Source organism: Sphingopyxis sp. (assembly GCF_025869345.1).
In the GTDB taxonomy this organism is placed as follows: domain Bacteria; phylum Pseudomonadota; class Alphaproteobacteria; order Sphingomonadales; family Sphingomonadaceae; genus Sphingopyxis.
The window spans coordinates 1-26,229 of the sequence record NZ_JAOZVW010000073.1 but is presented as its reverse complement, the minus strand read 5'-3'; the positions used below and the strand labels follow the sequence as shown (position 1 = coordinate 26,229).

The window sequence follows — 26,229 nt, the reverse complement described above, 5'->3', positions numbered from 1 at the left end:
CTCAGCCCAGCATCGCGCGCCATTCGCGGGAGACATATTCGCGATTCCCCGCAACCATCGATGCCGCGAGCCCCTGCGCATCGGCGAGCGCGATCGCCTTCTCCGGCCCCAGCACGGTCAGCGCGGTCGCCCAGCCGTCTGCCATCATGCAGCTTCGGTGCAGCACCGTCACCGACGACACGGCGCTGACGATCGGCCGCCCGGTGGCGGGATCGAAACTGTGCGAATAATGCCGCCCGTCCGCCACGAAGCCGCGCCGGTAGTTGCCCGAAGTCGCCACCGACAAATCGTGCAGCGCGATGCGCCACGGCGCGATCGACGACGTTGGCGGCATCTCGACATCGACCCACCACGGCTGGCCGTCGGGCCGTATCCCCTGCCCACGCAATTCGCCGCCCAGTTCGAGCAGGAAATGACGCACGCCCTGCCCGAGCAGCCATTCGGCGGCGAGATCGACGCCATAGCCCTTGGCGATCCCCGACAGGTCGAGCTGTGCGCCTTCGCTGCGCCGAATGCGGCTGTTCATCGCGTCCAGTTCGATGCGTCGATCCACGACGGGCGCATCGCAAGGAATGCGGTCCACGGGACCACGGCTCCCGAAGCCCCAATTTTCGGTAATCGCCCCCAGAGTGGGATCAAAGGCGCCATCGCTCGCGTCCGCGATATCCAACGCCGCCGCGACCACATGCGCGAACTCAGGCGGAATCCGTCGCCAAGCACCAGCAGGCGCGCGGTTGAAGCGCGACAGATCGGAGTCAGGCTCCCACTGGCTCATCTGCCGGACAACCCGGCCGAACGCCGCTTCCACACCCGCCGCAAGACCGGACACAGCGGAGGCGGCGTGCAGCGACCAGCCTGTCCCCATCGCCTCGCCCGACAGAATCTGGACATCCCCCGCGCCGCTCCGCGCCGCAAAGGCGGCGGGCGTCAGCGCGCGGGGGATCAGGATGCGGTCGCCGGGTTGTTCGCTCAGGGCGCCATCACCTCGAGCGTGGTGACGTAGCCCGCGCGGCGCTGCGGCGCGGCCGATGCCGGCGGCGGGCCGCCCTCGCCGCCTTCACCACGCGCCGTCTGCGGCGTCGTGACGTTCATCCAGTACATACCGGGCTCGGGCCAGGTCACCGCGACCTTGCCCTCGGCATCGGTCTTGAGGTCGATCTGGCCGAGCTGGTCGCGATAGCGGATCCCGCCGGGGATCACCGTGACCGGCAGGTCGGCGGCGGGCTTGCCGTCGAGCAGGAACTGGAACGTCGCCGCCTCGCCCGCGAACAGGTCGTTGGGATGCGTCACCGGCACCATCTCGATCCCCTTGCCGGTCGGCTTGAACAGGGTGGTCGTCGGTTCGCCGACCGTTACGAAAATCTCGTTGCGGTTGTTCGCCTCGGCGGTCTGGACATTGGTCGCCCCCGCCGGCAGCCGCTCGGCGAGATTGGCGGCGGTGGTGCCGCGCGGCAAGCGCTCGGTCTTGCCGTTCAGCTCGTAGCTGCCCATCAGCATGTCGGCGACCGACGCGATGCGATAGGTGCCCTTCTGCGTCAGATGGACGTCGAAGGTGCTGCGATAGCGCCCCGTCGCCTTGTTCTCGATCGCCACCTCGCTGCCGTCGGGCGCCCACGCATGGACGGCATCGAGCCGCAGCGGCTGGTGCTCGAAATAAAAAAGGTCGTTCGACACCGCGGCATCGACCGTCACCCACACATCGTCGCCCGACAGCACCGTCGACGACGGCAGCATCCACTGGCGATGCGCGCTCGCCGGAACCGCGGCCATCGCCGCCAGCGCGACCGTCGCCGCGAAACCCCATATCTGCTTTTTCATTGCCCTGCCCTTTCTCTGGATCAGCGGAAGGCGACCGTGACGGCGCCGAGTTCACTCTTGCCCGCGGCACGCCCGCCCGGGCCGGCCTTGGCCGGCCAGGTGAAGGGGATGCGGAGCAGTTCGCGTCCGCCGACCTCGCGCGCGGCCTCGATCACCAGCACATAATTGCCCGGCGCGGTCGCGCCGAGCTGGGCGCGGCTGAACGAGATTTTCTGCGCGCCCGGCGCGCGTGTCGCGCCGGTGATGCCGTTGGCGGGAAAGGTCATCGTCCGGCCCGAGGCGCGCCACCACTGGCGCACATCGCGCAGCCATTTGGTGCCCTCGTTCTTCTTCATGTCATAATCGTACCAGACCGCGACCGTCTTTGCCGGAGCGCCCGCCTTTTCGACCCAGATCGCCACATAGGGCCGGTGATATTCGGCGACCTTGAGCCGCGGAATGGTGATGGTGACGTCCATCGTCGCGGGCGCGGCGGCCAGAACCGGGGCGGTCAGCACCGCGCTCAGCGAGCCGCCGATCAGAAGCGTGCGCGAGGGGGACTGCATGAAGATTCTCCTTAGTGGATGAAGAGGATCGCGATGGCCGCGGGAAGGATCAGCCCGGCGCCGACGAGCGGCCAGGTGCTCTTGCGCTTCGCGGAATGCAGCCAGAGCAAGACCAGCCCGGTAAGCGCGAAGATCAGGCAGGCAAAGGCGAAGACGTCGATGAACAGGCTCCACTCGCCGCCCGAATTGCGGCCCTTGTGGAGGTCGTTGAGATAGGAAATCCAGCCGCGGTCGGTGATCTCGCTCGACACCGCGCCGCTCGCGCGGTCGATCGCGACCCACGCGTCGCCACCGGGCCGCGGCGCGGGCAGATAGACTTCGTCGGCGGACCATTCGGCCTCGCCCGTCGCCTTGACCGGGAAATGATCCTCGACCCACGCCGCGACGGGCCGCGGCAGGACACCCTTGCCCCCCGCCGGATCGGCGCCGAGTTGGCCGAGCACTGCCGGCGGCATCTGCGCCGCCTTCTGGGCGACGACCGGCGCCGCCTCGATGTCGGCGGCGTGATTGAGCGTAAAGCCGGTGATCGCGAACAGCAGCAGGCCGATCAGGCTGATCGCCGAGCTCATCCAGTGCCACATGTGCAGCTGCTTCAACCAGAAGGCTTTCCGGCTTTTTTTGACCGGCGGGCGCGGGGCCGTGCGCGAGGAGGGGGGTGCGTGCATGGGGACTTCTGGTTGAAAGCGATGCCCGCCATTATCGAGAACGATTCGCAATTACAATAGAATTACGCTCCGGCCCTGCCCCGACACCGGCGATATTTCATGGCCCTGTCGTCTGCTTATGTTAACGGGGCGCGGGTATAGATCGCGCGCCGCCGCCCGCTATCACCGCTCGGGGAATGACATGATCCGCCTCTTCCTATCCATCGACATGGTCGGCTCGACCCAGTTCAAGGCTCGTTTTTCGGGCCAGGGAAGCCAGGGCTGGCTCGATGTGTTCCAGGCCTTCTTCTGCAATTTCCCGCTGATCCTCGCCGGGCAGGTCGGCTTCGAGTTCATCGACGACGAGCGCACGCCGTCGATCGACATCTGGAAGGCGATGGGCGACGAGGTCATTTTCGCCGCCGAACCGCAAAGCGCCGAAGAAGCGGCGTCGATCCTGCGCGCGCTGCTCCGCGCGATGGCACTCTACGAAAGCCGCTATTTCGAGCGCATCCCGCTGCGGCTCAAGGGCACCGCCTGGCTCGTCGCCTTCGGCGAACAGAATATCGAGCTCGACATCGCGGAACTGGCGGCGGGCGACGGGGCGCGGCATATCGACTATATCGGCCCCGACGTCGATCTGGGCTTTCGCCTTTCCAAATATGCCCGCCCGTCGAGCCTCGTCGTCTCGCTCGACCTGCTCGAACAGCTGCTGGACGCCCGCAACGCCGGCGACCTTGCGTTCCACCTCGTCGGCCGCGACGAACTCAAGGGCGTGATGTTCGGCCGCCCCTATCCGATCGTCTGGGTCAGCGACGCCGAAGCCGGCTTCGACTTCCTGCCGTGGGAGGTCGAGGAATGCCCGCTCGTCGCCGCGGCGGTCGATGCCCCGCCGAGTGAGCCGAAGCGACTGCTGGACGCAATCGCCGACATGCGGCTCTATCTGCGCAAGATGCACGGCGTCGACCGCGCGCCGCTGATGCTGGGAAACTAGCCCCCCGCCGGCCCTTCGTAGCAGACCACCAGAATCGCGATATCGTCCGACTGCGGGATTTCCCCGACGAAGGCGCGCACGCTCTCGGCAAGGCCTTCGGCGATATAGCGCGCCGACGGATTCTCACGGCTGCGCTCCAGCGCCGCCCGGATGCGCGCGGCGGTATAGAGTTCCTCGTCCGGCCCCGTCGCCTCCGACACACCGTCGGTGAACAGGACCACCGCGTCGCCGGGCTCCAGCGTGAAGCGGTCCGAGCGATAGGCGACATCGTCGAAGATACCCATCGCCATGCCCTGCTGCTTCTCCAGCCGCTCGACGCGGCCATCCGCGCGCACGATGAAGGGCGCTTCGTGGCCGGCGTCGCTATAGACGACGCTGCCGTCGCGCAGGTCCAATATGCCGGCCAGCGCGGTGACGAACATCTCCGCCACATTGTCGCGTGCCAGTTCGGCGTTGACGCGCGTCATAATCTCGGCCGTCGAGGTCGCGGACAGCGCCTGCGCCTTGAACAGCGTCGTGGTCATCGCCATGAACAGCGCCGCCGGCACCCCCTTGCCCGCGACGTCGCCGACGACGAAGAACAACCGGTTCCGGTCGATCAGGAAATAATCGTAAAGGTCGCCGCCGACCTGCTTCGCCGGTTCGAGCATCGCGAAGACGTCGAGGTCGGTACGCCCGGGAAAGGGCGGGAATTTGCGCGGCAGCATCCCGACCTGAATGTCGCGCGCCGCGGTCAGTTCGCCCTCGACGCGTTCGCGCGCCGCGGTCGCCGTCTCAACCTCGATCAGATAGCGCTGCAACCGCGCGATCATCCCCGACATCGCCTCGGCGAGGCTGCCGACCTCGTCGCGCCGCGCGCCGCCGAGTTCCTGTATCGCGAGCAGTTCGCGCTCGTCGGGCTCGAAGCTGCGCTCCTCCATCCCGCGGGTGAAGGCGGTGAGCTGCGCCAGCGGTCGCACGATCCGCCCGATGAGCAGCCAGCCGACGGCCAGCGAAAGCGCGAACATGACGACCCCGACCGCGATCGACTGGATCAGCGCCTTGCGCAGGCTCGCGTCGAGTTGGTGCAGGTCGATGTCGGCACCGATGACGTAAGTGCGCCCGTCGCGCATCCGCATCGGTTTGTAGATCGAGCGGAAGCGGCCGAAGCTGTCGCTATATTCGTCGAACCGCACCCGTCCGTCGCGAAAGCTCTGGCGCAAGCGGGCGGGCGCCGTGTCATAGAGCGCGAAGAAGCGCGTCTCCGTCCCCGACTGCATTTCCGGAATCGTCGCGCTGGTCGCCACGGTGCGGATCTCGGGGCCGAACTGCATATAGGTATAGGCATAGACCAGCCCCGACTCGTTCGCGAAATGCGACAGCCGGTCCTGCACGACGTCGAATTGCCCGGGCGAGATCGACGTCGCGTCGCTGATTCCGTCGTGATAGCCGCGCGGCACGATTTCCTGCACCGCATTGGCCGCGGTGACGAGCTGCCGGTCGATTCCGGCCAGTATCTCGGCGCGATCAATCGTGTAGAGCACGACCGAATAGGCCGTTGCCGCGATCAGATTGAGCGCGAACAGCAGCAACAGCAGCTGGGGCTTGAGCCCGAATTTTCGCTTGCGTCCCGTCATCGCCCCTGCCGTCACCATCGCCGCTTTTGTCCGTGCTGACAACCGTGCGGCTGACTTCATCAATATTTTGTTGCTATGCGATGGGCATTGCGGGGCGAAGGGGCGAAACATCTTGATCGACAGGCTGAACCGTCTGCTGCGCGTCGAGCCGGGGGAATGGCCGAAACTCGCGCAGTTCGCGCTGTTCGGCTTTCTGCTGCAAATGGGGCTCGGCATCGGCTTCAGCGCCGGCGACGCCGCCTTCTTCAGCCATGTCGGCGCCGACGCGCTGCCGGTGATCTTCATGCTCACCCCGGCGGTGATGCTGGTCTACACCGGCCTGTTTTCGGTCCTGATGGTGCGCTTTTCGCTGAACCATATGGTGATGGCGACCCTCGCGATGCTCGTCGCGGGCGGCGTGATCCTGTGGGCGCTGCTCGGCCGCGCGGGGGACAGCGCGCCGCTCTATTACGCGCTGAAGCTCTATCTCGCGATGTGGTATATTGCGCTCTACAGCCTGTTCTGGAACTTCACCGACACCTATTTCGACATTCAGGACGCCAAACGGCTGTTCCCTTTGTTTGCAGCCTTTTGCGCGCTGGGGACCGCGGCCGGGGCGCTGATCGTCAATCTGCTCGCCGCGGTCGTTCCACTTCCGGGTTTCCTGCTGCTCTGGGCCGGCATAGCCCTCGCGACGATGCCGCTCGCCTGGTCGCTCGGTCGCCGCTGGCCGCAGCTCAGCGAAAGCGACGCCGAGGAGAGCGGGCAACCAGCCGGAGTGGCCGCGCAGGTCGGGATGATGGCGAACAGCTTTCGCACCTCGCGCTACACGCTCGCCCTGACGGCAACCCTGTTCGTCACGCTGCTGATGACCAACCTCGCCGAATATCAATATGCCGCGGTGCTCCAGCAGGGGCGCAGCGAGGCGCAGCTCGCGGCGCTGTTCGGCGCGCTCTATGCGGCGTCGAACATCTTCAACCTCTTCGTCTGCCTGTTCGTCTTCAACCGGCTGGTGACGCGCCTCGGCGTCCGCAACGTCGCCTTCATCCTGCCCCTCACCTATTTCGCGGTGTTCGGCTTCTTCTTTCTCAGCAGCGGCTATGCCGCCGCGATCGCGGCCTTTTTCGCCTATCACGGCGTGCTGACCTCGATCGAATACAACAACCAGAATCTGCTGTTCAACGCGGTGCCCTCGGCGATCAAGCGCCCGCTCCGCACCGTGATCGAGGGGATGTGCGAACCGCTCGCCAGCCTGATCGCGGGCGGCTTCCTGCTCTATGCCGCCAAATATCTCGACCTGCGCGAGCTTTCGGGGATCGGGGTGATATTGGGCGCGCTGCTGATCGCGACCGTCGTCCTGCTGCGCCAGTTCTATCCGGCGGCGATGGCGGGCAACATGCGGCAGGGCTGGCTCAATTTCGGCGCACCGGCCCCGGCCCTGACGCCCGCGGCGGAGGCGCGGCTGCACGATCTGCCGGCATCGCCCGGCACGCCGCTCCACGCCCTGGCAGTCAGCTTGCACGGCGAAACGGACCAGTTCCGCCTCGCCGATCCGGACGCCATCGCCAACCTCCTCGCCGCGGCGCCCCGGCAAAGCCCGCGCGAACGGCGCCAAAGCGCTGCGCTGATCGCCGATTTCGGGGAGACCGCCATCCCGCACCTCGTCGCCGCGCTGCGCGATGCACGCCGCCCGCAAGGCGAGCGCGCAGTGGCGGCGCGCGCGCTCGCCAGCCTGTCGCAGGCGCAATTCGCGGCGCAATCGGATGCGATCGTCGCCGCCGAACTCGACGCTGCGCGGCGGGCGATCGACAGCGCCCGGCGGCTCGACGCGGCCGATGACGCCTCCGGCCTTACCGGCCTGCTCGCCCGCGCGCAGCGCGAACGCGCGAGCGCCGCGGTGGATTTCCTGCTCGAATTGCTGGCGCTGCGCGGCCTGTTACCCGATTTCGACCTGCTGATCGTGTCGCTTCATTCGGCCAATGCCAAGGTGCGCGCCAACGCCATGGAGGCGGTCGAAACGGGCATCGGCCACGCGCTGTTCCGCGGCGTCGAGGCGGTGCTGCAACCGGGCAACCGGGAAAGCGGCCCGCCGCCGTCCGATGAAGAGGTCGTCGGGTTGGCCGAGGCCGCGCTGGAAAGCGGCGCGGCGGTCGAGGTGGCGGTTGCGCTGGCCCTGCTGCACGGCCGGCTGTCGCAAGGCGCGTTCGCACGCCGGACGGCGCATCTGATCCGCGCCGGGATGCCCGGCCCGCTGCGCCGTCAGTTGCTCGCCCTGCTGGCCATGCGGCGCGAAAATGGCCCGGGCCGCGTCGCCCTGATCGACGCGCTGCGCCGCATCCCGAACTTCGCCGCCGCGACGCTGGAGGCGCTCGCCAGCCTTGCCGAAGCGGCGCGGACCGAGTCCCTTGTCAATGCCTGGAGCGGCGTCACCGCCAGCGGCGAGCGCTTCTGGATCGCCCACGACGACCTTCGGGCGGCGGCGGCGCGGCATCCCGATCTCGCGCTGGTGATGCTGCGCGTGCAGGACGGGCGCAACCATGCCGCGTAACCGGAAAATGGGCATCCAGACGCTGCTGCTGCGGGTGTTCCTGCCGGTGGTCGCGCTCGCGGCGCTGCTGGGGGCGATCCTCGTCTACAACCGGATCAACGCGACGATCCTGCGCCAGTTCGACGACCGGCTGATCGCGACGAGCGCGCTGACCGGCGCGCTGATCGATCCGGCCGATCACGACTGGCTGATCGGCGAGGCGACGGCGGGCCGCGATCCGGCGGCCGCCGAGCGCGACATCCGCTATCGCCGCAATGTCGAGCCGATGCGGCGAATCCGCGATCGGCTGGGGCTGACCTATATCTATACGCAGGTGACGAGCGGCCCGGCCGAAGTGCGCTACATCCTCGACGGCACCGAGGGGGAGGAGCATACAGCGCTCGGCTCGCCCGACACCCTGCCCGCGGAAACGATGACCGGGCTGCGCGACGTGCAGCGCCTGCGGGACATCTATGTTTCGCCGGTCGAATATCAGGAAAAATGGGGACTGCTGAAAACCGCGGCGGCGCCGGTCTATGACGCCGGCGGAGCGGTCAGCGGCACGGCCGGCGCCGACGTCAATGTGTCGGTCATCCGCGTCGCAACCCAGAACGCCCTGTTCCTCAGCGCGATGATCGGCATCGCCTCGCTTCTCGCCTGCCTGCTGGTCACCTTGCAGATCGTGCGGCGCGTCGCGCGGCCGATCGAGCGGCTGACGCAGGAGGCCCTGCGCATCGCCGCCGGCGATCATCGCCCGCCGGCCGATGGCGACACCCCGCGCGAGGTGCGCGATCTCACCGCGTCGCTCGCGGCGCTGAGCGCCCACGCAACCGCCGAACTCGAAAACGCCGCCACGCGCGCCGCGCAGCATCGGCTGGCGGCGAGCGAGGCATGGCTGCGCGGCGGCGAAAGCGGCGCGCCCGCCCTGCCGGTGAACGGCCCGGGCGACCGCCCGCCCGATACGCCTGCGCCGCGCGCCGCGCCGGTCGATGGCGGACGAGAGCATGCGGCGATCTCGGCCGAGGTCATCGATCATATGGCGGCGCTCGCCTCGATCGCGCCGTTCGACCGGCTGTCAGCCCGCGAGCTTGTGCTCGTCGCGCAGCATGTCCGTCCGCGATCGTCGCCACCCGGCGCGCTGCTGATCGAGCGCGGCCAGCCCGCGCAGATGCTGCACATCGTCATCGCGGGCCGGGCGATGGCGGGCGAAGCGCGCGCGCCGTCGCTCTTCGACGTCCCGTCGCTGCTCTTTTCGCTTCCCACCGCGCAGGATTACCACGCCGGCCCCGAAGGAATGCAGTCGCTTTGCCTCGCGCGCGCGCACCTGTTCACCATCGCGCGCGAATGCCCCCAGTTCATCGTCGGCCTGCTCGACATGGAGGCGTTGCCGTCATGCGGATAAGGTCGATCATCCTTGCCGCCGCAATCCCGCTGCTGCTGCTGCTCGCGGCAGTGAACGGCGCCCTCCTCTATTTTCAGACCGGGGCCGAGATGCGGCGCGGCCTCGACGCGCGCGCGCTTGCGGTGGCGATTACCACCGCCGAATTTCTCTCGGCGATGGACGATCCGGCCGAATCGATCGGCAGCGCGCCGCGCCGCGCCGCGCTGGTGTCGGCAGCGCAGCACGTCGAGGGCCTGGAAGGTCTGTATCTGGTAAGCTCCGGCGGCCGGATCACCGCGCTCGTGCCGCCGGATCGGCCGTGGACGCCGGGCGGCACCACACCGCGCACGGCGGCCGAGGTCGGTGCGATGACGAACGCTGGCGGAAACCGCCACGTCGTTGCGCGCGCGCGCGTCGCGGGCGGCGGTTTCGTGGCCGCTCGCATCGATGCCGAGCCGCTGTTCGCACGGCTGGATGGCCTCCTGCGCTGGATCGTGGCGGGAGTCGCGGCGGCGGGGGTGGTCGGCTTGGCCGCCGGCTGGCACGTCGCGCGGCGAATCCAGCGCGAACTGGCGGTGAGCCGGCACCTGATGGCCGCGCTCGACACGGGGAACCCCGTCCCCGATACGACCGCACTGACCATCACCGAAGCCTCCGATCTCGCGGCCGCGCTCCGCCTGCTCGACGCCAATCGCCGCGCCGCGCTTTCGGGGATCGACGCGCGGCAGGTGCGGGAGGATCATGACCGCACCGACGCCGCGGCGTTCGCCACTTGGCGCGCCGCGGCTTTTCCGCCGATCGATACGACGGTCGCGGGCGGGCGGGTCGCAGCCCGGCTATGCGGCGATGCGGCCCCCGGCTGCTTTTTCGCGCTCTGTCGGCGCGAGGATCGGGCCGCGCTGGTCGTCGGCGAATGCGATGGCGACACGCGCGAAGCGCTGGCGCGAGCGATCGCCGCGCGCGATTTTCTGGAACGGCATTGGCACGAAAGGACTCCCGATGATGCGTTCAAGACGCTGCGCGAATCCTTCGCCGCAACGCGGCTTCACCATCTGGCCTGGGGCGAGCGCAATCCGCCAGCCACCTCCCGCCTGCTGGCGATCATCGATGAGGCAACTGCCGCCGAATCCTATGTCCGCATGGCCCCCGATGCGCCGCCCGCAACGACGGTCGAGCGGATCGACGCTTTGCTCAAGCTGGACGGCATCCTCGCCATCATCGGCCCGGCCTGACCAGCGGCCTGATCAGCGGAGCGCGGCGAGCCCTGCATCGACATCGGCCGCGATCGCAAAGATCGGCGTGAAACCGCTGATGTCGAAAACCTCGTGGACCGCGGGCGACAGGCCGGTCAGCACCAGCCGGTGGCCGCCCGCCTTCGCCGCCTTCATCCCCTTCAGAAAGACACGCAGCCCGGCCGAGCTGACATAGGCAACGCCGGCCAGATCCATGATCGTCGCCGCATGCTGCTGCACGCGATCGGGCAGCACCGCCTCGAGCTGCGGCGCGCTGTTGCTGTCGATCCGGCCCGATGCCGCGACCAGCCAGGCGCCGTCGAGTTGCTGTTCGCTGATATCCATCGCTTCGTCCCATTGCCCTTCGGCGCGCGCCGCCGCGCCCCCTTATGTAGCGATTGTGAAATTTTTCCACTCGATTAAGCTGACGTCCCGTGGGCGCAAGCCTCGCATCCTGGAACGATCGGCATCGTGGCGACCGAATTTACCTGCACCCTGTCCGATAGCCGCGCCGGTTTGCAGGCCATGATGGACAGCGCGGAGGCCTTTCTTGCGGACAATGCCATTCCCGATCGGACCGCAGCCCGGATCCTGATCGCACTGGACGAGATCGTCAGCAATATCTTCGTCCATGGCATCCGCGAGGGCGAGCCGACCGTCGCGGTCGGCCTGCGCGTCGCGGAGGGGCGGATCGCGGGCGAGATCGTCGACGACGGCATCGCCTTCGACCCGCTTTCCGCCGCACCGCCCGATACCGGCCTGTCGCTCGAAGATCGGCCGATCGGCGGGCTCGGCCTTCATATCGTTCGCGAAACGATGGACGAAATCCGCTATGATCGCGATCACGGACGGAACCGGCTACGATTCCATAAGATGTTCGCGCTAAAGGATTCGGATTAGGGACCGCAGCGCCGCCCGTGGGGGGCACGGCGCGATCGGGGGATGTTGCATGTTCACGTCGTCGCGCAAGTTCGTGGCCGATCCGGCGGCGCCCGCGCCGCTGCTCGCGGTCTGCCGCGACGCGGCGCTGGGACTTTGCGTCCGGGCGCTCGGCCCCTGCGCTGCGGGAAGCGTGATCGAACGCTTCGAGGGCGACATCGGCCCGCGCGTTTCGCAGCACAGCCTGCAGGTGCGGCCGGGGTCGCACATCGCGGGCACGCGGCATATCGGCTATCTGTCGCACGCCTGCGATCCCAACTGCCGCCTCGACATGGCGCGTTTCGAGCTGGTGGCGCTGCGCACGATCGCGGCGGGCGAGCTACTGTCGATCGATTATGCGGCGACCGAGGACCGGCTCTATGCCCAGTTCGCCTGCGCCTGCGGCGCGCCCGATTGCCGGCGCTGGATCACCGGGCGCGACGAGGCGATCAGTGCGGCGGGTGCCCGTTATCTCGCGGCGCAGGACGGCGCCGCCGCGCCGGCCTGACGGTCGCGCCATGACAACCCAGTGGTGGGAACGCGACGACCTTCGTCATGACGCCGGCCGGCTGATCTTCGCCGGCCGCGACGTCGCGGCGCTCGCCGAGGCGGCGGACGGCCCGCTCTATCTCTATTCCGCCGCGCGCGTCCGCGCGAATCTCGCACGCCTGCACGCCGCGCTCGCCGAAACCGGCCGCCCGCACCGCCTCTATTATGCAATGAAGGCCAACCGCCACCCGGCGCTGCTCACGATGCTCGCCGCAACCGGCGCGTGCGGTATCGACATCTGCTCGCCGCGCGAACTGGAGCGTGCGCTGGCCTGCGGCTTCACCGCCGACCGGATCAGTTTCACCGGCACCGGCGTCGCGCGCCGCGATCTCGACGCGCTGCTCGCGCACGGCGATCTCGTCATCAATTGCGATTCGATCGGCATGATCCGCCGGATCGGCGAGCGCGTGCCCGGCCGCGCGATCGGCATTCGCGTCAATCCGGCGCGCGGAGTCGGCTATGGCGACAGCGAACGCCTGACCTACGCGGGCGCCCGGACCACCAAGTTCGGCATCTATCGCGAACAATGGGCAGAGGCGCTCGCCGCCGTGCGGGAGCACGACCTCCGCGTAACCAGCCTGCATTTCCACGTCGGCTGCGGCTATCTCGACGAACAGCTCGCCGACTGGGCAGCGGCGCTGGAGGCGGGCCTCGCGTTCCTCACCGACCTTCCGGGCGTGCGCGTCGTCAATATCGGCGGCGGGCTGGGCGTGCCGCACCGCGCGTCGGACAAACCGCTCGACCTTGCGAAATGGGCCGCGCTGCTGCGGCGCCGTTTTGCCGGCCGCGCGGTCGAGATTGCGGTCGAGCCCGGCGACTATCTGGTCAAGGACGCCGGAATGCTCCTGCTCGGCGTCACCAATGTCGAGCGCAAGCAGGACACGCTGTTCGTCAGCGTCGACGGCGGTTTCAACCTGCACCCCGAACCGGCCTTCTACGACCTCCCCTGCGAGCCCGTGGCCTGCGTCCCGCGCGCATCGGACCCTGCGTCGTTCGAGCGCTGCACCATCGCCGGCAACATCAACGAAGCGCTCGACCTATGGGCCGAGGACATCGCGCTACCCCCGCTCGAAGAAGGCGACGTCATCGCCCTGCTCAACGCCGGCGGCTATGGCGCCGCGATGAGTTCGGACCATTGCATGCGCGGCGCCTTTCGCGAAACCCTGCTCGACTGAGAAGGATCAGAAATCGAACTGGGTGCGCAGCCCGAAGGCGTCGGCCGAATAGTCGCGGTCGCCCGTCACCGTGCCGAGCGCGGCATCGTCAACCATCAGATGCCCGTAATTGGCGGTCAGGCGGACATAGGAAATCGGCGCCCAGACCAGCGACACACCCAGCGTCCGCTGGCGCCCGCCGACGATCCCGGCGTCGTTCAGGTCGAGATGGTCGTAACGCGCGTTGATCTCGATCGCCCCCGGGCCGCCGTCGGTGATCGGGCGCTTCGGCGACAGGCGGTCGAACGTGCCGTCCTTATACCCGCGGCTGTCGCCGCGCGTCAGGACATAGCCGACCTCGGCATAGCCGCCGAAGAAGGTCGGGTTCGCGAAACCGGGGCGGCTCGCCTTTTGCCAATAGGCTTCGCTCGCGACGTGGAACGGCCCGCTCAGCAGCGCGCCTTCCAGCCCGAGCCCGCGCTCGCGCGACACGGTGAAGACGCCGGTATCGACCAGGCGGGCGTCGGTCGTGTGGACGAACGGACGCGGCGCATAACGCACCCCACTCGGCCCGTCGTTGAGCTTGCGCCAATGCGCCGACCCGGCGAGATGAAGCTGCGTATTGCCCAGCCTGGGCATCCACACCGCGCGGCCGTCGAGGCTGAAGCTGTTGTTCGTATCGCTGAGCAGATCATTGGCATTGTCGCCGAATACCCCGCCCTGGATCAGGAAGGCCTTGCCCTTATACTGTGCCGACAGGCCGACACGGCGCTTGAAATTGAACGCCTGGGTAAAGGCCGCGCGCTCGGTAAAGCTGTTGAACAGATCGCTCGTCAGTTCGTCGAGCGACCAGAAGGGCTTGATCTGACCCGCGGTCACCGAAAGGGGGCCGGGACCATAAGTCAGATAGACGTCGGCCAGTTCGACCCCGCTGTTCGCGATGTCCGCCTCGGCCCGATAGGCGAACCCGCCCGGGATCTTGCCGTCGAACCCCAGATAGATGCGGCGGAACTCGGTTCCCACGCCGCCGCGTGCCCCGGTCACCCCCGCCGGCGCGTCGATGCTCGCGACATCGACCTGCATCCGCCCGCGCGGCTTGAAGCTCCAGCCATCGGCGGTCCTGATCTCGGGCGCGCCTTTCCAGACGATTTCGGTCGCGGGCTTCGCTGTCACCGCCGGCGCAGCGGGCGCTGGAGCCGTTACGGGCGCTGGCGCCGGTTGCCCTGTCGCGGCATCGAGCCGCGACTCGAGCGTCTGCACTTGTGCCTTCAGGGCTTCGATCTGCGCACGCAGATCGGCGGCTTCCGCGGCGGTCATGGCCTGAGCGTGCGCGGCCTGCGGCAGGATGAACATCGTCGTCGCCAGAAAAGAGGCGGTCAGAAGAGGACGCATGAGGGAATTGCTCCGCTGTGATAGGTGACAATCTCGCGGCGCTCCTATGACCGCTACGTGACAGTTGCACGTCATTTCGATGACATTTTGGTTACCGAACAGCTTTTCATTCGCCCCTTGCCTGCCCGCGACGAACGGCTAAGGACGTGCCGGCTTTCTGATCAGTTTTTGCGGGCAACCTTTTCGGCGGCCCCTTCGGGAGATCATCATGACGATCAAATTTGACGGACGTGTTGCCATCGTGACCGGCGCGGGCGGCGGGCTCGGCCGGGCCTATGCGCTCGAACTCGCGCGCCGCGGCGCCAAGGTCGTGGTCAACGACCTCGGCGGCGCGCGCGACGGCACCGGCCATTCGGACGCCGCGCTCGCCGTCGTCGAGGAAATCCGCGCCGCGGGCGGCACCGCCATGTCGAACGGCGGCAGCGTCACCGAATATGACCATATGGCCGAAATGGTCGCCAAGGCGAAGGCCGAGTGGGGCAGCGTCGACATATTGATCAACAACGCCGGCATCCTGCGCGACAAAAGCTTCGCCAAGATGGAGCCCGCCGACTTCGATCTCGTCGTCCAGGTCCACCTGCTCGGCAGCGCCAACGTCACCAAGGCGGCGTGGGACATCATGCGCGAGCAGGCCTATGGCCGCATCCTGATGACCGCCTCGTCGACCGGCCTCTACGGCAATTTCGGCCAGGCCAATTACGGCGCCGCGAAGCTCGGCCTCGCCGGCCTCACCAAGACGCTCCATCTCGAAGGCGCGAAATACAACATCCGCTGCAACACGATCGCACCGGTCGCGGGCACGCGCATGACCGAGGACATCTTCCCGCCCGAACTGTTCGAGAAGTTCACGCCGGAGAATGTCGTCCCCGCCGCGCTCTATCTGGTCAGCGAGGATGCGCCCACGAACATGATCGTCGGCGCCGGCGCCGGCGCCTTCCACGCCGCCTATGTCACCATGACCCCCGGCATCGCGCTGCCCGAAGGCGAGCGCACCCCCGAAGGCGTCGCCGCCGCGTGGGACAAGATCATCGACCGCAATGGCGAGACTGTCCCGCAATCGGGCGCCGAGCAGTCGATGGCGGTGATGAAGGCATTGCAGGCCCTGGGCTGAGCCTGATACTTCATCCTTCCGGAGGGGGCGCCGGGGCGGCGCCCCCGGAACGGGGGGACAATATGGCCGAAATGAGCCTTGCCGACGGCATCGATCTGCTCCAGCGGCGCGCGAAGATCGTCAAATTTCTACTGGCCGGGGGATTCGTCGTGATTGCCGCGGTTCTCGCGGGGCAAATCGCCGAGCTTCTGGGATATGTTTCGCTCGATGAAAGCGTCGAACTGACCGGTGCATCGGGGCTCTACGCCATCGTCGGGATGGCCGACGGCGTGCTCACGCTCATTACGATCGTCTTTTTCGCCATGTGGATATATCGTGCGGCCGCCAATGTTGTCGCCGCCGACGTCGCGGGCTTCGACTACACGCCCGGATGGGCCGTGGGCTGGTATTTCATTCCCTTCGCCAACCTGTTCAAACCCTTCTCGGCGATGCGCCAGATCTGGAACGCGAGCCATGGCGAACAGGGCGAGCGGCTCGACCACGCAGAGGGCCTGCTCGCGCTATGGTGGGGTTGCTGGATCATCTCCAACATCGCCTCCAACATTTCCTTCCGCTTGACCTTCAATCCGTCTTCGCCGGAATCGCTCCTGATGGGACAACAGGTGGGCCTCGTCGCATCGGCGGTCAGCCTGGTGCTGTATCCCGCCGCCTATCGGCTGGTGGGCCGGATCACCGAAGCGCAGCGCGCGCGGCTCAACGCCGCCCATATTTTTGCGTGATATATCGTATTGCAACACTAACACAGTTTTGCTAAAGGCCGCATGGGGCAAGGGGATCGGATCCAGGAAGGACGACCCCGATGTATAGTGAAAGCGACCTGCAAGCCGCGGTCGATGCGAAGGTGCTGACGCCGGAGGCCGCGCAGGCCTTTCGGTCGCATATCGCGTCGGTACGCGAAGCCCCCGGAGCGGACGAGGAATCCTTCCGCCTCATCACCGGTTTCAACGACATCTTCGTCAGCATCGCCGCAGTGATCCTGCTCGTCGCGGTCGGCTGGATCGGCGAATCGATCCACCCCGCCCTCGCCGGCGCTTTCGTCGCCGCATCGGCGTGGGGTCTCGCCGAATATTTCACGAGGCTGCGCCGCATGGCGCTGCCCAGCATCGTCCTCGTCCTTGCCTTTTCGGCGGGGGTCTGCGCGACGATGATCGGATTTCTGTTCAAACATGGCGAAGCGATCTTCGGCCCGCGGCTCGACGAGACGACCGGCGCGGTGCTGATCGGCGTCATCGCCGCCGTGACGGCGGGCGCGACCTGGTTCCACTGGAAGCGCTTCATGGTGCCGATCACCGTCGCCGCCGGAACCGCCGCGCTCGCCGCGACCGCGGTGGCGCTCGTGCTGGCCGCCACCGGCGTGCCCAGCCCCGATGGCACGCTGCCGATGATCCTGGTGCTGATCGCCGGCCTCGGCGTCTTCACGCTCGCCATGTGGTGGGATCGCAGCGACCGCGTGCGCCAGACGCGCCGCAGCGACGTCGCCTTCTGGCTCCATCTGCTCGCCGCGCCGATGATCGCCCACCCGGTCTTTCACCTGCTCGGCGTGACGCGCGGCGACGATATCGGCAGCGGCGCGGCGGTGCTCGTCGTCGGTATCTATATCCTGTTCGGGCTGATCGCGCTGGCGATCGACCGCCGCGCGCTGCTCGTCTCGGCGCTCGCCTATGTGCTGTTTGCGATGACGCAACTCTTCCGCACCTTTGGCGCGGTCGAACTCAACGTCGCGCTGACGGCATTCGTGATCGGGTCGGCGCTGCTGCTGCTTTCCGCATTCTGGCAGAATGCCCGCGCCGCGGTGGTGGGCCTGCTTCCCGCCAATCTGGCGAACCAGCTGCCGGCGACGATCCGCTCGATCAGTCCCCGACCAGCTTCATAAGCTTGCGTTCGACGGGGGCGAGCACATTGGAAAGCTCGTCCCCGCGCTTCAATATCGCCCCGGCTTCGGAGACAAGGGCCCACATGCCCTGCCGGCTCCGCAAGGCGGGGCGTTTTTCTATGCGATATTCGGGCCGCTCGGCGGCGCGGCGAAAGGCGGAGAAGATCGCGGCATCGCGATGGAAATCCATCGCATAATCGCGCCAATGCCCCGCCGCGACCATGCGGCCGTAAAGGTCGAGGATGCGCATCAATTCGGGACGCTCGAAGCCGGTCTGCTGCGGTGCCGCCCTGTTCGCGAACGGCAGAGGCGTCACATTTCCCATCAGGCGCTTTTCCGACTCCCCTTGCGCGGCGGCGCATCGTCCCGTTCCGCCATCAGCTCCGCAATCTGCTTCTGCATCTGCTCAAGCTGGCATTGCAGCAGTTCGAGCTTCTGCGTCGCGGGGTCGAAGGTCTCGCAGCACGGGGTGCCATAGGGCACGAATTCGCGCGCATATTCGGTGGCGTCGAGCAGGGTCGAGCGCGCCGGAATGCCGACCATCACCGCGCCCTCTGGCACATCCTTGGTCACCACCGCGTTGGCGCCGACGCGTGCGCGCGTATTGACGGTGACGGGGCCGAGAATCTGCGCGCCCGATCCGACGATCACGTCATCGCACAAGGTCGGGTGACGCTTGCCGCCGATGCCATTCGCGGGATCGGTGCCGCCCAACGTCACATCCTGATAGATCGACACATTGTCGCCGATCTCGGCGGTCTCGCCGATCACGACGCCAAAGCCGTGATCGATGAACAGGTGCCGCCCGATCTGCGCGCCCGGATGAATGTCGATCCCGGTCAGCCAGCGCGACAGATGATTGACGAAGCGCGCAAGGAAGAACAGGTCCGCCTCGAACAGCCAGTGCGCGATGCGGTGCATCCCGACTGCGAGCAGCCCCGGATAGAGCAGGATTTCCCAGCGCGTCCGCGGCGCGGGATCGCGCGCCTTGATCGAATCCAGATAGGCGATCAGCCCGTTGAACATGCGTCTGTCCCCTGCGACCCTATTTCTGTACCGCGCAAGATAGATGTTCGGCGGCGGCATTTCCACCCCCGCGCGCGCTTTTGTCGCTCAGCGCCCGAAAAGGCCGATCCGCAACAGCCGCAACTCCTCGCTCCGCCAGCGCCGTTCGCCACCCCGCGCGGCGATCGCCGCGGCCCAGCGATCGAGCATCAGCAAGGCCTTGTTTCCCCGGAAGGATGCGCGCGGCGGCGCGGGCCGGTCGCAGGCATCGGTGAAAAGTTGCCGCGCCTCCGCCTCGCCTTGCTGAAGCCCCGCGCCCCACAGCAATCCCCAGCGCGCCCCGTCCGCGCCGCCCGAGAGGCGGAACAGCGCTTCGCCGAACCCCGCGGCCGCGTCGCGCTGTTCCGTTTCGTTTTCGGCAAGCAGCATCGCCTCGGCCGCATCGACGAGCGCGTCGAGGCCGCTCCGCCCGCCCCATACCGCCTGCAATTCGGCAAGCAGCGGCTCGCCCTTCGGCAGCATCGCGGGATCGCTCGCGAGCATCGCCATCATGTCGCGCCACCAGGCGAGCTTGATCTGCCCGATCATCGGTTCGCGCGCATCGCGGAGCAGCTTGGTCAGCCGCTCGGCGAGCGCCCACAGTGCCGCGATCGCGGGCCGCCGCTCGCGCGGCACCGCCACCATGACGCGCGGGTCGCGGATGTCGGGGCACCTGAGGTTTTCGGAAGCAGCGTCCTCCATAATCGGGCCGCTACCACTACACCGTCGTCATTGCGAGCGAAGCGAAGCAATCCAGAGCGGTTTACGCACACTCTGGATTGCTTCGTCGCTTCGCTCCTCGCAAAGACGAGGATGCTTATGCCCGATTGCACACCGCCTTCACCGCCGCGATCACCCGCGGCGTGTCGACCAGCGCCGCCTTTTCGAGATTGTCGGCATAGGGCAGCGGCACGTCCTCGTTGCACACGCGCACCACCGGGGCGTCGAGATCGTCGAAGCCCTGCTCCATCGCGACCATCGCAAGCTCGCTGGCGATCGAACAGGTCGGCCAGCCTTCCTCGACGACGACGAGCCGGTTGGTCTTCTTGAGGCTGGCGAGCACCGTCGCGATGTCGAGCGGACGGATCGTGCGTAGGTCGATGACCTCGGCCTCGATCCCCTCGCCCGCCAGCGCATCGGCGGCTTCGAGCGCGAGCCCGACACCGATCGAGTAGCTGACGATCGTCACGTCCTTGCCTTCGCGCATCACCCGCGCCTTGCCGATCGGCAGGACATAGTCGGCGACGTCGGGAACGTCGAAGCTGCGGCCATAGAGGAGTTCGTTTTCGAGGAAGACGACCGGGTCCTCGCTGCGGATCGCGGCCTTGAGCAGGCCCTTGGCATCGGCGGCGTCATAGGGCGCGATCACGATCAGGCCGGGGACGCTGGCATACCAGGGAGCGTAATTCTGGCTGTGCTGCGCCGCGACGCGCGACGCGGCGCCATTCGGCCCACGGAACACGATCGGACAGCGCATCTGGCCGCCCGACATGTAATTGGTCTTTGCCGCCGAGTTGATGATGTGGTCGATCGCCTGCATCGCGAAGTTGAAGGTCATGAACTCGATGATCGGCTTGAGGCCGCCCATCGCCGCGCCGGTACCGAGTCCGGCAAAGCCATATTCGGTGATCGGCGTGTCAATGACGCGGCGCGCGCCGAACTCGTCGAGCAGGCCCTGCGTCACCTTGTAGGCGCCCTGATATTCGGCGACCTCCTCACCCATCACGAAGATGCGGTCGTCGGCGCGCATTTCCTCGGCCATCGCATCGCGCAGCGCCTCGCGGACGGTGAGCTTCACCGTCGCCGTGCCCTCGGGGATCGACGGATCGGCGGCGCGCACGGCGGGTGCGGGCGCGGCGGGCGCCGGGGCCGCCGCCGGAGCAGGCACTGGAGGCACTTCAGCCGCCGGCGCGGGCGTCGGGGTAGCTGCGGGCGCAGGCGCCGCCTCTTCCCCCTCGCCCGCGATCGTCGCGATCACGGTGCCGACCTTCACATTGTCGGTGCCTTCGGGAACCAGGATCGACGCGATCGTGCCTTCGTCGATCGCTTCATATTCCATCGTCGCCTTGTCGGTCTCGATCTCTGCCAGAATGTCGCCCGACTTGACCGTGTCGCCTTCCTTGACGAGCCACTTGGCGAGCGTGCCCTCTTCCATCGTCGGCGATAGCGCCGGCATCTTCAATTCGATGGCCATCTCAATATTGCTCCACCAGCACGTCGGTATAAAGTTCGTGAAGTTCGGGTTCGGGCGCGCTTTCGGCGAAGTCGGCCGCGTCGCTCACGATCTGGCGGATTTCCTTGTCGATATCCTTGACCTTGTCCTCGGTGATCCCGGCGTCGAGCATCAGCTTCTTGAGATGCTCGATCGCGTCCGACTTGTCACGCACCGCTTGCACCTCCTCGCGGCTGCGATATTTGGCGGGGTCGGACATCGAGTGGCCGCGATAGCGATAGGTTTTGAGCTCGAGCAGGATCGGCCCCTTGCCCGCGCGCACCCATTCGAGCGCCGCCTCGGCCGCGCCGCGCACCGCGAGCACGTCCATACCGTCGACCTGCATGCCGGGAATGCGGAAACTCTCGCCGCGGCGATAGAGCTGGTCCTCGGCCGACGAACGGTTGACCGAGGTGCCCATCGCGTACTGGTTGTTCTCGATAACGAAGATGATCGGCAGCTTCCACAGCTCGGCCATGTTGAAGCTCTCGTAAACCTGGCCCTGGTTCGCGGCGCCGTCGCCGAAATAGGCCATGGCGACGCCGCCGTCGCCGCGATATTTGTGCGCAAAGGCAAGCCCGGTGCCGAGCGACACCTGCGCGCCGACGATGCCGTGGCCGCCATAGAATTTATGCTCGACGCTGAACATGTGCATCGAGCCGCCCTTGCCGCGCGAAATGCCCGCGGCGCGGCCGGTGAGTTCGGCCATGATCACCTTGGGGTCGATGCCGTAAGCGAGCATGTGGCCATGGTCGCGATAGCCGGTGATGACGCTGTCCTTGTCGCCGTCGAGCGCCGACTGGAGCCCGACCGCGACGGCTTCCTGACCGATATAGAGGTGGCAGAAGCCGCCGATCAGGCCGAGGCCATAGAGCTGCCCCGCTTTCTCCTCGAAGCGGCGGATGAGCAGCATCTCGCGATAGAATTTTTCGAGCTCTTCGGGCGTCGCCTGATAGGGGGCGGGCTCGCTCGGCTGCTCGCGATTGGTGGCGGGCGCTGGGGTGGAAGCGGTTTTTTTCGGCGCGGCAGTCTTACGCGCAGGTTCTTTGGCCAAGGCGGATTTCCTCTTGCGGTTAGCCGTTACGGCAAGGCCTCCTATAGGGGAGCGACGCCCCGCTTGGCAACGCCCGCTGGGGGCTCGCCGCAAACCCTATTACGTATGCGCCGCCGCGGTTTCGTCATTCCCGCGAAAGCGGGAACCCAGCGTGCAACACCGGCTCGCTGGGTTCCCGCTTTCGCGGGAATGACGATAAAGGGAACACGGCTGGAAAGCCCGTCAGGGCTTTTCCTTATCGTCCATCGGAATGGCGATTTCGTCGGGGTGCATGACCCCCAGCTTCTCGCGGACATATTCGTCGGCAAGGTCGGGGTCGACGCGGCGCCGGTCGAGCAGATTGACCCGGTTCTGGAGCTCACCCTGCTTCTTGGCGAGCTGGTTCAGCACGATGCGCTTCTTCTCGACCGACTGGCTGTAATCGCCCCAGGCGTAAAGCCCGGTCGGCCCGAAGATCGCATAGCCGATCATCGCCAGCACCGCGATCAGCGCCACCGCGGGACCAATGGCCCGATTCATCGATTTGCGGAATTTATGGCGCTGCGTCATTTCGGCCCTTGAATCAGAGTTGATTCACGGCGTCAAGGCTTCAAATCCCGGCAATCGGCAAAGAATCAGCCGAAAATCGCCATCCCCGGATAGCGCGCCATGTCACCCAGTTCTTCCTCGATGCGGATGAGCTGGTTGTATTTGGCGAGCCGGTCCGAGCGCGCGAGGCTGCCGGTCTTGATCTGGCCGCAGTTGGTCGCGATCGCGAGATCGGCGATCGTCGAATCCTCGGTTTCGCCCGAGCGGTGTGACATGACGGCGGTGTAGCGCGCGCGGTGTGCCATATCGACCGCGTCCAGCGTCTCCGACAGCGTGCCGATCTGGTTGACCTTGACGAGCAGCGAATTGGCGAGGCCGGTCCTGATGCCTTCCTCCAGCCGCAGCGGATTGGTGACGAACAGGTCGTCGCCGACGAGCTGGCACTTGTCGCCGATCAGGTCGGTCAGCGCCTTCCAGCCCGCGAAATCATCCTCGCTCATTCCGTCCTCGATCGATTTGATCGGGTAGTCCTTGACGAGCGCGGCGAGATATTCGGCCATCTGTTCGGGGCTCAGCGACAGGCTCTCGCCGCTGATCTCATATTTGCCGTTCTTGAAAAACTCGGTCGCGGCGCAATCGAGCGCGAGCACGACGTCGCTGCCGAGCTTGAAGCCCGCCTGCTCGACCGAGGCGGCGATGAAATCGAGCGCGTCGCGCGTCGAGGCGAGGTTCGGGGCAAAGCCGCCTTCGTCGCCGACCGAGGTCGCGAGCCCCTTCTGCGCGAGGCCCTTCTTCAGCGTGTGGAAAATCTCGCTGCCCCAGCGCACCGCGTCGGCGATGCTGCCCGCGCCGACGGGCATGATCATGAATTCCTGCACGTCGATCGGATTGTCGGCATGTTCGCCGCCGTTGATGATGTTCATCATCGGCACCGGCAAGGTGCGCGCCGAGACGCCGCCGACATAGCGATAGAGCGGCAGGCCGCGCGCATCCGCTGCTGCTTTTGCGGCGGCGAGGCTGACGCCGAGGATCGCATTGGCGCCGAGGCGGCCCTTGTTCGCCGTGCCGTCGAGGTCGATCATCGTCATGTCGAGCTCGCGCTGGTCCTCGGCATCGAGGCCGATCAGCGCATCGGCGATCTCACCGTTCACCGCCGCGACCGCCTTGGTCACGCCCTTGCCAAGATAGCGCGCCGTGTCGCCGTCGCGGAGTTCGACCGCCTCGTGCGCGCCGGTCGAGGCGCCCGAGGGCACCGCGGCGCGGCCGAAGCTGCCGTCCTCGAGCAGCACATCGACTTCGACGGTGGGATTGCCCCGGCTGTCGAGGATTTCGCGGCCGTGGATGTCGATGATGGCGGTCATGGGAACTGTCCTGCTGAAGCCCCGTGCGGCGGGGCATTGGAGAAAGCGCCCGCCTGTTATCGGCGCCGTGCCGCCAGTGCAACCACCGCATAGGAATTTTGACGAGCTATGGAACCATTGGGCGCGCCTTGCTATATATCTGGACAGGACCAAAAAGGGCTCACGACCGGCACTCCCCTGACGGCACGAGGCTCGATAAAAGAAGAGGATAGTGCCCCATGGCCAAAGCCGCCACTCCCGCCGCCAAGAAAGCCACGCCGAAAGCGCCCGCGAAAGCCGCCGCAACCAAGGCCGCGCCCGCGCGCAAGCCCGCCGCGGCGAAGGCGGCCGCCAAGGACCATCCGATCCGCGACCAGCTCGCGGCGACGCGCGACACGATCCGGTCGGAAGCGTCGAAGAAGGCCGCGTCGCTGAAGGAAGAGGCGACGACGCTGAAGAACCAGGCATCGGTCCGGGCGCGCGACGCCGCGACCAAGGGCAAGGACAAAGCCGCCGAAGCGGTCGGCAGCCTCGCCCGGATGCTCGAGGATAGCGCCGGCACCGTCGACAGCAAATTCGGCAAACAATATGGCGACTATGCCCGTTCGGCCGCCTCGACCGTCGCCGGCCTCGCCACGACGCTCAACAAGAAGGACCTCGACGAGCTCGCCGCTTCGACCAAGGACATGGTCAAGAAGAACCCGGCGGTCGCGGTCGGGGCTGCGGCGGTGATCGGCTTCGTGCTCGCGCGGATGCTCAAGGGCGGCTCGAACGACTGACAGTCGCTTGCCGTCCCCCGACACCAGCCCCCCGCCCGCTGCATCCGGGCCGCGCAGCTTCGATGGCGTCAGCCACGGCTATGCGCCCGACGGCCGTCCGGTCGCGCCGCCGCCGGTGCCGCTCGAGCAGATCGTCGATGACGTCATCGACAACCTCTCGGCGACCGCGAAGGCCGAACTGGCCCTGCTCGAAGCGCGCAGCGAACTGGCGCTGCACGGCGCGAGCTGGACCGCGGCGTGGGGCGCGATCGCCGCTTCGGCGCTGGGCATCGCGATGCTCGCGCTCGCGTTTGGGGCGATCCTGGTGCTCGCCCCGCATATCGGCCCGCTGCTCGCGACGCTGATCGTCGTCGGCATGCTGCTCGCCATCGCCGCCTTTGCGGGGTGGCGCGCGCAGCGCAGCTATGGCGACATCCGCACCGCTCTGCGGCGCGATCTGACCAGCGAAAGGGGCGACGACTGATGCCCGGGACGCGCAACCGCCTGATCAACGCCGCGCGCCGCTCGATGCTCCAGCGCGCCGAACTGCACCGGCGGCTCGACGTCGCCAAGGCGGCGTTCAAACCAAAGGCACTTCTCGATCGCGGCAAATATCGCGTGGGCGAAAAGGTCGACGATGCCGCGCATATCGTGCGGCAGGAATTTCGCGACAATCGCCTGCCCATCGCGCTCGCCGCGGCGGCGGGCGTGGCGTGGCTGCTGCGCGAGCCGATCAAGGAGCATGTGCCGAAGCTGGCGCAGAAGGTGCAGGATCTGGCCGAGGCCGCGATGGACAAATTCCGGCCCGATGCGGCCGAACCATATCTGGAGGAAGATGATGAAGCCGCTGAGTGAAACCGCCAACGACGCCCGCGCGAAAGCGAGCGAGCTTGCGGAGAAGACCGCCGAAAACGCGCGCGCGACCGCCGAGGCGGCGAAGGCGCGCATCCAGGATGGCTACGGCCGCGCCCGCGCCGCGACGAGCGAGCTTGCCGCGAAGGCAGGTGAGCAGGCCGACGCCGCGCGCGAAGCCGCTGGCGAGGCTTATGCAAAGGGCAAGGCGCAGGCAAAACGCGCGAACAGCAAGCTCAAGACCGCGGCCGAGAAACAGCCGCTGGCACTGGTCGCGGGGGCCGTTGCGATCGGCGCGCTGCTCGGTTCGCTGCTGCCGAAATCGGTTCGCAGGGATCGCGCCGACGACGAAGAGTGAGCCGACTTGCCGTAGCGGCAAAGCGCTGGTAGGGGCGCCCATCCTCCCCTCCCCAGCGCTAACCCGCAAGGAAAGCTAGCCATGAGCAAATTGCACCTCGTGTTCGGCGGACGCGTCAGCGATCCGCAGGGCCTCGATTTCGTCGACCTGAACGCGCTCGACGTCGTCGGCCTGTTCCCCGATTACAAATCCGCCGAAAAGGCATGGCGCAGCGCGGCGCAGCGTACCGTCGACGATGCCGAAATGAAATATGTCGTCGTCCACCTGCACAAGCTGCTGCAGCCCGACGCGGAATAGCGCCAGCCCCGTCATTGCGTGCGCAGCGCAGCAATCCCCAATGGCGTAAAACG

General features: G+C 67.1%; 29 protein-coding genes. 15 read left to right on the top strand and 14 right to left on the bottom strand.

Annotation, left to right across the window (positions count from 1 at the left end; all coding sequences use genetic code 11):
• Window position 1: 1 nt before the first annotated feature.
• From OJI97_RS08270 to OJI97_RS08255, 4 genes are all read right to left on the bottom strand, one after another.
• Window positions 2–865 carry an FAD:protein FMN transferase gene (locus OJI97_RS08270; RefSeq protein ID WP_297662583.1) on the bottom strand — a complete coding sequence of 288 codons (864 nt, stop codon included), beginning with the start codon at window positions 863–865 and terminating at the stop codon, window positions 2–4.
• A 104-nt stretch (window positions 866–969) separates the two neighbouring features.
• The gene (locus OJI97_RS08265; protein ID WP_297662582.1) at window positions 970–1,818 is read right to left on the bottom strand and encodes a DUF4198 domain-containing protein; all 849 of its coding nucleotides are present in this window, start codon (window positions 1,816–1,818) and stop codon (window positions 970–972) included.
• Window positions 1,819–1,838: 20 nt separating this feature from the next.
• Complete coding sequence (locus tag OJI97_RS08260; protein WP_297662581.1) at window positions 1,839–2,363, bottom strand: DUF2271 domain-containing protein; 525 nt, start codon at window positions 2,361–2,363, stop codon at window positions 1,839–1,841.
• An 11-nt stretch (window positions 2,364–2,374) separates the two neighbouring features.
• Window positions 2,375–3,028, bottom strand: coding sequence for a PepSY-associated TM helix domain-containing protein (locus tag OJI97_RS08255; protein ID WP_297662580.1), 654 nt, complete (start codon window positions 3,026–3,028; stop codon window positions 2,375–2,377).
• A gap of 181 nt (window positions 3,029–3,209) precedes the next feature.
• Here OJI97_RS08255 and OJI97_RS08250 point away from each other — a divergent pair, with 181 nt between their 5' ends.
• Window positions 3,210–4,001, top strand: a complete 792-nt coding sequence (locus OJI97_RS08250; RefSeq protein WP_297662579.1) for a hypothetical protein — start codon at window positions 3,210–3,212, stop codon at window positions 3,999–4,001.
• Here the strand turns inward: OJI97_RS08250 and OJI97_RS08245 are convergent.
• Window positions 3,998–5,617 carry a SpoIIE family protein phosphatase gene (locus OJI97_RS08245; protein ID WP_297662578.1) on the bottom strand — a complete coding sequence of 540 codons (1,620 nt, stop codon included), beginning with the start codon at window positions 5,615–5,617 and terminating at the stop codon, window positions 3,998–4,000. The two genes, OJI97_RS08250 and OJI97_RS08245, sit on opposite strands and share 4 nt — an antisense overlap.
• A 112-nt stretch (window positions 5,618–5,729) precedes the next feature.
• Here OJI97_RS08245 and OJI97_RS08240 point away from each other — a divergent pair, with 112 nt between their 5' ends.
• From OJI97_RS08240 to OJI97_RS08230, 3 genes are read left to right on the top strand one after another with little or no spacing between them, the layout of a single operon-like run.
• Window positions 5,730–8,144 (top strand): MFS transporter, encoded by a 2,415-nt coding sequence (locus tag OJI97_RS08240; protein WP_297662577.1) that lies wholly within the window; start codon window positions 5,730–5,732, stop codon window positions 8,142–8,144.
• Entirely contained in the window at window positions 8,134–9,525 is a 1,392-nt protein-coding gene (locus tag OJI97_RS08235; protein ID WP_297662576.1) for a HAMP domain-containing protein, read from the top strand. Before OJI97_RS08240 ends, OJI97_RS08235 begins: the two co-directional genes overlap by 11 nt.
• Window positions 9,516–10,736 (top strand): hypothetical protein, encoded by a 1,221-nt coding sequence (locus OJI97_RS08230; protein ID WP_297662575.1) that lies wholly within the window; start codon window positions 9,516–9,518, stop codon window positions 10,734–10,736. The genes OJI97_RS08235 and OJI97_RS08230 overlap by 10 nt, the downstream gene beginning before the upstream one ends.
• 12 nt (window positions 10,737–10,748) lie before the next feature.
• Here OJI97_RS08230 and OJI97_RS08225 read toward each other — a convergent pair whose 3' ends face one another.
• Window positions 10,749–11,081 (bottom strand): STAS domain-containing protein, encoded by a 333-nt coding sequence (locus tag OJI97_RS08225; protein ID WP_297662574.1) that lies wholly within the window; start codon window positions 11,079–11,081, stop codon window positions 10,749–10,751.
• A 126-nt stretch (window positions 11,082–11,207) separates the two neighbouring features.
• Between OJI97_RS08225 and OJI97_RS08220 the strand changes: the two genes are divergently transcribed.
• Genes OJI97_RS08220 through OJI97_RS08210 form a run of 3 tightly spaced genes read left to right on the top strand, consistent with a single transcriptional unit; the run spans window position 11,208 to window position 13,378 of the window.
• Window positions 11,208–11,636, top strand: coding sequence for an ATP-binding protein (locus OJI97_RS08220; RefSeq protein ID WP_297662573.1), 429 nt, complete (start codon window positions 11,208–11,210; stop codon window positions 11,634–11,636).
• 49 nt (window positions 11,637–11,685) lie between these two features.
• Window positions 11,686–12,162, top strand: a complete 477-nt coding sequence (locus OJI97_RS08215; protein ID WP_297662572.1) for an SET domain-containing protein-lysine N-methyltransferase — start codon at window positions 11,686–11,688, stop codon at window positions 12,160–12,162.
• Window positions 12,163–12,172: 10 nt separating this feature from the next.
• Entirely contained in the window at window positions 12,173–13,378 is a 1,206-nt protein-coding gene (locus tag OJI97_RS08210; RefSeq protein ID WP_297662571.1) for a diaminopimelate decarboxylase, read from the top strand.
• Window positions 13,379–13,384: 6 nt separating this feature from the next.
• Here OJI97_RS08210 and OJI97_RS08205 read toward each other — a convergent pair whose 3' ends face one another.
• Window positions 13,385–14,749 carry a porin gene (locus tag OJI97_RS08205; protein ID WP_297662570.1) on the bottom strand — a complete coding sequence of 455 codons (1,365 nt, stop codon included), beginning with the start codon at window positions 14,747–14,749 and terminating at the stop codon, window positions 13,385–13,387.
• Window positions 14,750–14,957: 208 nt separating this feature from the next.
• Here OJI97_RS08205 and OJI97_RS08200 point away from each other — a divergent pair, with 208 nt between their 5' ends.
• The 3 genes from OJI97_RS08200 (at window position 14,958) to OJI97_RS08190 (ending at window position 17,733) form a co-directional block, all read left to right on the top strand.
• The gene (locus OJI97_RS08200; RefSeq protein ID WP_297662569.1) at window positions 14,958–15,860 is read left to right on the top strand and encodes an SDR family oxidoreductase; all 903 of its coding nucleotides are present in this window, start codon (window positions 14,958–14,960) and stop codon (window positions 15,858–15,860) included.
• A 62-nt stretch (window positions 15,861–15,922) separates the two neighbouring features.
• Window positions 15,923–16,579 (top strand): DUF4328 domain-containing protein, encoded by a 657-nt coding sequence (locus tag OJI97_RS08195; RefSeq protein WP_297662568.1) that lies wholly within the window; start codon window positions 15,923–15,925, stop codon window positions 16,577–16,579.
• Window positions 16,580–16,659: 80 nt separating this feature from the next.
• Window positions 16,660–17,733, top strand: a complete 1,074-nt coding sequence (locus OJI97_RS08190) for a hypothetical protein (RefSeq protein ID WP_297662567.1) — start codon at window positions 16,660–16,662, stop codon at window positions 17,731–17,733.
• Here OJI97_RS08190 and OJI97_RS08185 read toward each other — a convergent pair.
• From OJI97_RS08185 to eno, 7 genes are all read right to left on the bottom strand, one after another.
• Entirely contained in the window at window positions 17,711–18,058 is a 348-nt protein-coding gene (locus tag OJI97_RS08185) for a DUF2794 domain-containing protein (RefSeq protein ID WP_297662566.1), read from the bottom strand. The genes OJI97_RS08190 and OJI97_RS08185 overlap by 23 nt on opposite strands.
• Window positions 18,058–18,759, bottom strand: a complete 702-nt coding sequence (cysE, locus tag OJI97_RS08180) for a serine O-acetyltransferase (protein ID WP_297662565.1) — start codon at window positions 18,757–18,759, stop codon at window positions 18,058–18,060. The genes OJI97_RS08185 and cysE overlap by 1 nt, the downstream gene beginning before the upstream one ends.
• An 87-nt stretch (window positions 18,760–18,846) precedes the next feature.
• Window positions 18,847–19,479 carry a hypothetical protein gene (locus tag OJI97_RS08175; protein WP_297662564.1) on the bottom strand — a complete coding sequence of 211 codons (633 nt, stop codon included), beginning with the start codon at window positions 19,477–19,479 and terminating at the stop codon, window positions 18,847–18,849.
• A 115-nt stretch (window positions 19,480–19,594) separates the two neighbouring features.
• A complete protein-coding gene (locus OJI97_RS08170; protein WP_297662563.1) occupies window positions 19,595–20,971 on the bottom strand; it encodes a pyruvate dehydrogenase complex E1 component subunit beta in 1,377 nt (458 codons plus the stop codon).
• Window position 20,972: 1 nt separating this feature from the next.
• Entirely contained in the window at window positions 20,973–22,043 is a 1,071-nt protein-coding gene (gene pdhA, locus OJI97_RS08165; protein WP_297662562.1) for a pyruvate dehydrogenase (acetyl-transferring) E1 component subunit alpha, read from the bottom strand.
• A 222-nt stretch (window positions 22,044–22,265) separates the two neighbouring features.
• Entirely contained in the window at window positions 22,266–22,592 is a 327-nt protein-coding gene (locus OJI97_RS08160) for a septum formation initiator family protein (protein ID WP_297662561.1), read from the bottom strand.
• A gap of 65 nt (window positions 22,593–22,657) precedes the next feature.
• On the bottom strand, window positions 22,658–23,932 hold the full coding sequence (eno, locus tag OJI97_RS08155) for a phosphopyruvate hydratase (RefSeq protein WP_297662560.1): 1,275 nt from the start codon (window positions 23,930–23,932) through the stop codon (window positions 22,658–22,660).
• 218 nt (window positions 23,933–24,150) lie between these two features.
• Here eno and OJI97_RS08150 point away from each other — a divergent pair, with 218 nt between their 5' ends.
• The 5 genes from OJI97_RS08150 to OJI97_RS08130 all read left to right on the top strand — a co-directional run bounded on the left by OJI97_RS08150 (window position 24,151) and on the right by OJI97_RS08130 (window position 26,176).
• Entirely contained in the window at window positions 24,151–24,690 is a 540-nt protein-coding gene (locus OJI97_RS08150; RefSeq protein ID WP_297662559.1) for a hypothetical protein, read from the top strand.
• A 7-nt stretch (window positions 24,691–24,697) separates the two neighbouring features.
• A complete protein-coding gene (locus OJI97_RS08145) occupies window positions 24,698–25,153 on the top strand; it encodes a phage holin family protein (protein ID WP_297662558.1) in 456 nt (151 codons plus the stop codon).
• The gene (locus OJI97_RS08140) at window positions 25,153–25,524 is read left to right on the top strand and encodes a hypothetical protein (protein ID WP_297662557.1); all 372 of its coding nucleotides are present in this window, start codon (window positions 25,153–25,155) and stop codon (window positions 25,522–25,524) included. The genes OJI97_RS08145 and OJI97_RS08140 overlap by 1 nt, the downstream gene beginning before the upstream one ends.
• Window positions 25,508–25,879 carry a hypothetical protein gene (locus OJI97_RS08135; RefSeq protein WP_297662556.1) on the top strand — a complete coding sequence of 124 codons (372 nt, stop codon included), beginning with the start codon at window positions 25,508–25,510 and terminating at the stop codon, window positions 25,877–25,879. Before OJI97_RS08140 ends, OJI97_RS08135 begins: the two co-directional genes overlap by 17 nt.
• 81 nt (window positions 25,880–25,960) lie before the next feature.
• Window positions 25,961–26,176 carry a DUF4170 domain-containing protein gene (locus OJI97_RS08130; protein ID WP_106000506.1) on the top strand — a complete coding sequence of 72 codons (216 nt, stop codon included), beginning with the start codon at window positions 25,961–25,963 and terminating at the stop codon, window positions 26,174–26,176.
• The last annotated feature ends 53 nt before the right edge of the window (window positions 26,177–26,229 follow it).

Coding starts and splice junctions, on each gene's coding strand:
- cysE (WP_297662565.1), bottom strand. CDS start 18,759: ATGTTCAACGGGCTGATCGCCTATCTGGATTCGATCAAGGCGCGCGAT.
- OJI97_RS08175 (WP_297662564.1), bottom strand. CDS start 19,479: ATGGAGGACGCTGCTTCCGAAAACCTCAGGTGCCCCGACATCCGCGAC.
- OJI97_RS08250 (WP_297662579.1), top strand. CDS start 3,210: ATGATCCGCCTCTTCCTATCCATCGACATGGTCGGCTCGACCCAGTTC.
- OJI97_RS08225 (WP_297662574.1), bottom strand. CDS start 11,081: ATGGATATCAGCGAACAGCAACTCGACGGCGCCTGGCTGGTCGCGGCA.
- OJI97_RS08235 (WP_297662576.1), top strand. CDS start 8,134: ATGCCGCGTAACCGGAAAATGGGCATCCAGACGCTGCTGCTGCGGGTG.
- OJI97_RS08210 (WP_297662571.1), top strand. CDS start 12,173: ATGACAACCCAGTGGTGGGAACGCGACGACCTTCGTCATGACGCCGGC.
- eno (WP_297662560.1), bottom strand. CDS start 23,932: ATGACCGCCATCATCGACATCCACGGCCGCGAAATCCTCGACAGCCGG.
- OJI97_RS08150 (WP_297662559.1), top strand. CDS start 24,151: ATGGCCAAAGCCGCCACTCCCGCCGCCAAGAAAGCCACGCCGAAAGCG.
- OJI97_RS08185 (WP_297662566.1), bottom strand. CDS start 18,058: ATGGGAAATGTGACGCCTCTGCCGTTCGCGAACAGGGCGGCACCGCAG.
- OJI97_RS08170 (WP_297662563.1), bottom strand. CDS start 20,971: ATGGCCATCGAATTGAAGATGCCGGCGCTATCGCCGACGATGGAAGAG.
- OJI97_RS08200 (WP_297662569.1), top strand. CDS start 14,958: ATGACGATCAAATTTGACGGACGTGTTGCCATCGTGACCGGCGCGGGC.
- OJI97_RS08140 (WP_297662557.1), top strand. CDS start 25,153: ATGCCCGGGACGCGCAACCGCCTGATCAACGCCGCGCGCCGCTCGATG.
- OJI97_RS08215 (WP_297662572.1), top strand. CDS start 11,686: ATGTTCACGTCGTCGCGCAAGTTCGTGGCCGATCCGGCGGCGCCCGCG.
- OJI97_RS08245 (WP_297662578.1), bottom strand. CDS start 5,617: ATGACGGGACGCAAGCGAAAATTCGGGCTCAAGCCCCAGCTGCTGTTG.
- OJI97_RS08130 (WP_106000506.1), top strand. CDS start 25,961: ATGAGCAAATTGCACCTCGTGTTCGGCGGACGCGTCAGCGATCCGCAG.
- OJI97_RS08230 (WP_297662575.1), top strand. CDS start 9,516: ATGCGGATAAGGTCGATCATCCTTGCCGCCGCAATCCCGCTGCTGCTG.
- OJI97_RS08265 (WP_297662582.1), bottom strand. CDS start 1,818: ATGAAAAAGCAGATATGGGGTTTCGCGGCGACGGTCGCGCTGGCGGCG.
- OJI97_RS08270 (WP_297662583.1), bottom strand. CDS start 865: ATGGGGACAGGCTGGTCGCTGCACGCCGCCTCCGCTGTGTCCGGTCTT.
- OJI97_RS08205 (WP_297662570.1), bottom strand. CDS start 14,749: ATGCGTCCTCTTCTGACCGCCTCTTTTCTGGCGACGACGATGTTCATC.
- OJI97_RS08190 (WP_297662567.1), top strand. CDS start 16,660: ATGTATAGTGAAAGCGACCTGCAAGCCGCGGTCGATGCGAAGGTGCTG.
- OJI97_RS08135 (WP_297662556.1), top strand. CDS start 25,508: ATGAAGCCGCTGAGTGAAACCGCCAACGACGCCCGCGCGAAAGCGAGC.
- OJI97_RS08195 (WP_297662568.1), top strand. CDS start 15,923: ATGGCCGAAATGAGCCTTGCCGACGGCATCGATCTGCTCCAGCGGCGC.
- OJI97_RS08255 (WP_297662580.1), bottom strand. CDS start 3,028: ATGCACGCACCCCCCTCCTCGCGCACGGCCCCGCGCCCGCCGGTCAAA.
- OJI97_RS08160 (WP_297662561.1), bottom strand. CDS start 22,592: ATGACGCAGCGCCATAAATTCCGCAAATCGATGAATCGGGCCATTGGT.
- OJI97_RS08260 (WP_297662581.1), bottom strand. CDS start 2,363: ATGCAGTCCCCCTCGCGCACGCTTCTGATCGGCGGCTCGCTGAGCGCG.